The organism is Clavibacter sp. MX14-G9D, from assembly GCF_032917815.1.
In the GTDB taxonomy this organism is placed as follows: domain Bacteria; phylum Actinomycetota; class Actinomycetes; order Actinomycetales; family Microbacteriaceae; genus Clavibacter; species Clavibacter michiganensis_K.
Genome location: NZ_JAVCVL010000293.1, coordinates 1 through 2,627 on the forward strand (window position 1 = coordinate 1; position 2,627 = coordinate 2,627).

Below are 2,627 nucleotides of genomic sequence, written 5' to 3' on the forward strand. Positions count from 1 at the left end.
CGCGCTCGGCCATCCACTCCGCGACGATCGCGTCGCGGCCGGTCGCGCGTCCTGCCACGCGCCGATGCCGCGGATCGCCGACGGCAGGCCGCCCAGCAGCGCGATCTCCGCGTCGATCGTCGGGTCGGCCGCGCGCAGCGCGTCGAGCTCGGCGGTCTCGGCGGGCGAGAGGTCGTCGGCGAGGGCCGCGGCGATGAGCTCGGCGCGCCGGTCGTCGGTGTCGTCGGCGCCCGGGTCGGGGGTGCGGTCGTCGGTCATGGGCGGGGGTCCACTTCGTCGAGATGCGTGCGGAGTGCGCGGAGCGCGTGGAAGACGCGGGTCCGCAGGGTGGCGACGGGCACGCCCGTGGCCGTGGAGAGCTCCTGGTAGCTGAGGCCGGTGAGGTGCACGGCGACGACGGCCTCGCGGTGCGCCTCGCTGAGCCGGGCGAGGCCCTCCACGATGCCGAGCCGGTCGAGCGGATCCGCGTCCTGCGTCGCCGCCTCGGGCGCCTCCTCCTCGGCCACGATCCGCGGGGTGCGGGCCCGGGCGCGGTGCACGTCGAGGATCACGCGCCGCTCGATCGCGAAGAGCCAGGTGCGGGCGCTGCCGCGTCCACCGTCGAAGGAGTCGCGGGCCCGCCATGCGCGGAGGAACGTCTCCTGCACGCAGTCCTCGGCGAGGCCGCGGTCCTGCAGCGCGTTCACCGCGAAGCCGAGGAGCGCGCTCCCGTGCTCCGCGAACGCCTGGCGCACGTCGAGCCCGGGCGTGCCTGCGCTCATCGTGCTCCGCTCGGGGGAAGGTGCCGGGGGCGTCAGGACGAGCGCCATCGTGATCCCCCTCAGCCTAGGCGCGCGGGATGCGCGCCCTCGAGGGGGGATACGCGCGCCGAGGGCCGGGCGTTCACCGGCGGGTCGCATCACGTGCGGCGGGACGGATCCGCGCCGCCGATGAACGCGGACCGCCCGCCGGGCGTATGCCCTGTCAGGAGCGGCGTCCGTCCGGGGTGCCGCGGTCCACGAAGGGCGCACGCGATGACGCACACGAACCTGATCCGCACCATGACCATCGGAGGCGCCGCCGCGGCTGCCCTCACCCTGCTCGTCGCCACGCCGGCGTCCGCCGAGACGACCGTGCCGACGCCGGACCGCTTCACGAGCGCGTTCACCGTGATGGCGACGCCCGACCAGGTGCTCAACGCCGACGGCGTCGCGACTCCCGGCGAGTCCGGCGCGACGGGCCGCTTCGACCTCCGCCTCGACTCCGCGTCGAACACCATCTGCTACGACATCACGCTCACCGGCGTGACGGGCGAGTACCAGAGCCCCGCGAAGACGGCGACGCACATCCACCAGGCCGCGGTCGGCAAGGCGGGCCCGCCCCGCATCGCGTTCCCGAACCCGACGGACGCCGGGAACGGCACGCGCACGAGCTCCGGCTGCATGCAGGGGCCCTTCACCACCGGGATCATGAGCCCCCAGGGCGCGGACACCGGCGAGGGCTTCACGGTCGCGCAGATCGAGGCCGACCCGTCGGCGTTCGCGGCCGACACCCACACCGCCTCGTTCACGGCCGGCGCCGTGCGCGGCCAGCTCACCCAGGTGCCGGTCGGCGGCGTCGACACGGGCGCGGGCGGATCCGCGACCGGCTCGGTCCGGGGCGCCGGTGCGTTCGCGACGGCGACGCCGATGAGTCCCGCGGCGACCACGACGGCGACGACGCCGCGCGGGGTGCGGATCCGGCGGGCCAGGCGCCCGGCGGATCCGCGGATGGGTGATGCGGTCACGAGCGCACCAGTCCTCTCTCATGGGCGAAGACGACGACCTGCAGGCGGCTGCGGAGCCCGAGCTTCGCGAGCACCGCCTGCACATGCGTCTTCACGGTCGACGCCGCGACGAAGGACGCCTCGGCGATCTGGACGTTGGTCAGCCCGCGGGCGACGAGCAGGAAGGTCTCGCGCTCGCGCGGCGTCAGCACCGCGAGCACGTCGACGTCGGGTTGCGGGGGAGCGGCGCCGAAGTCCCGCAGCAGGTCCTCGGTGTCGCCCGTGACCTCGCCCGCCGCGGCGGCGCGCACGGTCGCGAGCAGCACCTCGGGCCGCGCGTCCTTCGTGAGGAACGCGGCGGCGCCCGCGCGCGCGGCGGCGCGCACGGCCTGGTCGTCGCGGAGGGTGGTGAGGACGATCACGCGGGGCGCCTCGGCGCCGCCGTCCCGCACCGCGGCGGTCGCGGCCAGGCCGTCGAGCACCGGCATGCGGAGGTCCATCAGCACCACGTCGGGAGCCTCCCGGCGCACGAGGTCGATCCCGTCGCGGCCGTCCCCGGCGATGCCGACGCAGACGAGGTCGTCCGTCGCGTCGATCTGCATGCGGAGGCCCTGGGCGAAGAGCGGCTGGTCGTCGACCACGGCGACGCGCACCGGCTCAACCACGGGGACCGGCGGCGTCGGAGGCGGATGCGGCGGGGGATGCCGATGCCGCGGCGGCGGCCGGCGAGTCGGTCGCGGCGACGGCCGTCACGTCGACGGCGGGCCGGGCGGGAGCGTCACCCGCCCCGCCGGTGATCGGCAGGTACGCCGTCACGACGAACTCGCCCGCGCCGTCCTGCTCCGGCCGGGGCTCCGGCTCCGCGGTGAGCCACCCGCCCGCG

At 76.2% G+C, this 2,627-nt stretch carries 4 protein-coding genes and 1 pseudogene; 1 reads left to right on the forward strand and 4 read right to left on the reverse strand.

Annotation, left to right across the window (positions count from 1 at the left end):
* Positions 1 to 258, reverse strand: a 258-nt coding sequence (locus Q6969_RS14830) for a hypothetical protein (protein WP_317231131.1), incomplete at its 3' end; no start/stop codon positions are given.
* The gene (locus Q6969_RS14835; RefSeq protein WP_317231132.1) at positions 255 to 761 is read right to left on the reverse strand and encodes a sigma-70 family RNA polymerase sigma factor; all 507 of its coding nucleotides are present in this window, start codon (positions 759 to 761) and stop codon (positions 255 to 257) included. The genes Q6969_RS14835 and Q6969_RS14830, both read right to left, overlap by 4 nt.
* A 390-nt stretch (positions 762 to 1,151) precedes the next feature.
* Here Q6969_RS14835 and Q6969_RS14840 point away from each other — a divergent pair.
* Positions 1,152 to 1,514, forward strand: a pseudogene (locus tag Q6969_RS14840) (CHRD domain-containing protein); the annotation flags it as partial.
* Positions 1,515 to 1,761: 247 nt separating this feature from the next.
* Here Q6969_RS14840 and Q6969_RS14845 read toward each other — a convergent pair.
* Together Q6969_RS14845 and Q6969_RS14850 are read right to left on the reverse strand one after the other, a co-directional pair.
* A complete protein-coding gene (locus tag Q6969_RS14845) occupies positions 1,762 to 2,409 on the reverse strand; it encodes a response regulator transcription factor (protein ID WP_258070209.1) in 648 nt (215 codons plus the stop codon).
* Positions 2,402 to 2,627, reverse strand: a 226-nt coding sequence (locus tag Q6969_RS14850; protein WP_317231133.1) for a hypothetical protein, incomplete at its 5' end; no start/stop codon positions are given. The genes Q6969_RS14845 and Q6969_RS14850, both read right to left, overlap by 8 nt.